The organism is Kitasatospora sp. GAS204B (assembly GCF_029892155.1).
In the GTDB taxonomy this organism is placed as follows: Bacteria; Actinomycetota; Actinomycetes; order Streptomycetales; family Streptomycetaceae; genus Kitasatospora.
This window is the reverse complement of the sequence record NZ_JARZAG010000071.1, coordinates 1-2,829: the sequence shown is the minus strand read 5'-3', so window position 1 is coordinate 2,829 and position 2,829 is coordinate 1. Positions and strand designations below refer to the sequence as shown.

Here is a 2,829-nt window from a genome sequence, read left to right as displayed (position 1 = left end):
CCCACCAAGTTCCGCACACACCACCGCCCGCACCCCACCACCGTGCCCACTCAACGGCTGCCCGACCGGCTGACCCGTCGCCAGATCCCACACCCACACCGTGCCATCGTAAGAACCGGACACCGCCACCGGGCGTCCGTCCACGACGGTGCACGCCACCGCGGTCACCGCGTCGGTGTGTCCGCTCATGGTGTTGCACAGGGCGGCGGACACGGTACTGCCGGTGGCGTGCCGTGGTACCCAACCGCCGGGAGGGGCTGGTCTGTTGAGCGTGTTGAGCAGGCTTGGATGGTTGTAGCGGGCGGCGTCCAGCGCCAGGATCCGGCGGCGGCGACCGGGCGTCGTGGTGCGGTGCGTACCGATGGAGCTGCGGTAGACGGCCGCGGCCAGCCGGGCAGGCTCGGCCTGGGCGGCGTGCAGATGGGGGACGAGTCCGTCCGGATCGGCGTGCACCAGGTAGCCGGTATCCGTGACGGCCGCGTCGAGAACCCCGCCCAGGGTGGCGTGGCCGGCCAGGTACCGCAGGACGTAAGGGTGGGCGCGGGACCAGTCCGGTGTGCCGTCGGCGCCGTAGGGGACGTGGTCGGTCAAGGTGCGGGCGAAGGCCGCGTGAACGGCGGTGTCGTCGGCGCCACTGCGCAGGTGCTCCGCACGGAGGTGTTCGGCCAGCGCCTGGTGGTAGAGGCGGTAGGCGGAGCGGCCGTCCGCAACCGCCTCGACGACGTAGGCGCCGGCCTTCTCCCGCAGCCAGCTGATGTCCGCGTCGGTGTAGTGACGACCGCTGATGCCGCCGGCCAAGGCCGCCCACAGGTCCTCCCAGGGCAGGCCCTGGCCCTGGGCGTAGGCCAGCGGGCGCAGCAGGTCGGCCGCGCGAGCCGCGTCCGGCCCCAGACGCACCGTCAGGTCCTTGGCCATGGCCTCGTCCGCGTGCCTGGGCAGGCTCCGGTGCCAGGCGGGGTCGTGCAGGTCGGGGAGCTCGGGCACGGCCGCCAGGGTGCCGGCTGCCAGGCGGGCGACCAGGAACGAACGGCCCGCCGTGGCGGCGACGGCGACGGCGACCTGTCGGGTCAGGACCGGTTCGCAGCTGCGGTACGGCGAACCGGCGTGGGCCTGCAGCAGGTTGCGGACGGTGTAGGTCAGGACGGCCTCGGGGTCGGCGTAGCGGCCGGCGTCGAGGTCGATCTGCTGGTCGCGGGGCAGGCCCAGCCGGGGCAGCAGGTGCGGTCGGGTCCCCAGGAGCAACCGGATGCGGCCGTCCGCGTGAGCGATCAGGGGGCGCAACACCCCGGTGCACAGGGTGTCGGGGCTGTCGGCTTCGTCGAGGCCGTCGATCAGCACGGTGAGCGGCCGGCTGCGGCCGTCGAGCGCCGCGAGGAGTTCGCCGACCGTGGCCGCCCGGACCCGGACGGCTGCGGCGAGCGCGTCGAGGACCTGCTGGTCGGTCAGGGTCCGTGCGTAGACGGCGAGATCGACCAGCCGGGCCGACTCGACCGTCGGTTGCCCCAGGCCGAGCGAGTGGACGGGGACGGCGCGGCGCAGCACGGGATGCGCGAGGGCGGCGATGACTCCCAGGACGGCGGTCTTTCCCGAGCCGGGGCCCGCGGTGACGGCCAGCGCGGGGCGCGAGAAGGCGGATCGCGGCGAGTCGGCGAGCCAGTCGGCGAGGTCGGCCAGGGCGGTGCGGCGGCCCGCGAACCACCAGCCCGAGCCGGTGCCGTGGTGGCCCGTCGCCCGGACCAGCAGCCGGGTGCTCAACTCGACGTCCCGCAGGTCGGCCTGGCGCTGCCAGGCGGCTTCCTGACGGACGGCCAGGTCCACGGCGGTCGGCTGCGGTTCGTCGCCCGGCCGCGCTTCGCGGCGCGGGTTGGGCAGGAACGGGGGGACTGCCCCGGTGAGGCCGACCTGGGTGAGGCCGATCCGCTGGTACCCGGGGGCGGCGTTCATCCGCTGCACGACGGCTTCCAGCGCCAGGGTGGCCGGTGCGTGGCCGGCGACGGCCAGGTCCTCGGCCGCCTCGCGGAGCAACCGGGGGAAGGCCCCGGTCCGGGCCTGCTCCAGCGGCTGCGCGGAGGAGACGATCGCCAGGCCGGAGCCGGGCGTCGCACCCCAGCGCCGGCTCATCCGCTCCAGTGCCGAGGCGGTCAACTCGTTGCCGCCCTGCCCCGAGTAGCAGGTGTCCAGCATGAGCAGCAACCGGCGCACCCGGGTACCGGTGAGCATCTTGCGGGCCAGGGTCTCGGTCGGCAGGGCGTCGGCGATGTCGTCGGGCTCGCTGTCGTGGGTCAGCAGGACGTGGCCGCCGCCCTCGTCCTCGTCCAGCACCTCGCCGTGGCCGGCGACGTACACCGCGATCAGGTCGTCCTCGCGGCGTTCCGGAGACTTGCAGAACAGCCTCAGCTGCTCGGTGAGTTGATGCTCGGTCGGGTTCAGTCCCAGGTCGCTGACGTGCTGGTAGCCGAACCGCTGCGTGAAGAGGTCGATGACCTCCTGGCGGGCCTCGACCAGGCCGGGGCGGTCCCAGTCGGGCTCGTTCTTGTAGTGAGCGGTGGCGGTGGCGATCAGGAACCGGCGCGGCCCGACGGGCTCGGCGGCCATCCGCATCACCCGCGCCACAGTCCAACCCCCTACTCGACAGGTCACCTGGAGCGCAGACCACTTTAGAGCCCGGTAGGACGATGCGGATCACCAGACCATGACGTCTGGCGTACGGGGCCGCCCGCCCGGCAGAATGCGGCTAGTGACCTGAGTCGGAGATTCGTCGGCAGTAGGCGGCGACCTTGTCGAGGATCTCGTCGGCGGTCTTGGTCCAGACGAAGGGGCGGGGTTGCT

1 protein-coding gene is annotated in these 2,829 nt (G+C 73.3%); it reads right to left on the bottom strand.

What is annotated here, in order from left to right; genetic code table 11:
* Window positions 1–2,595 (bottom strand): caspase family protein (locus tag P3T41_RS36795; protein ID WP_280695015.1); only part of this gene is annotated, 2,595 nt, incomplete at its 3' end.
* Window positions 2,596–2,829 lie beyond the last annotated feature (234 nt).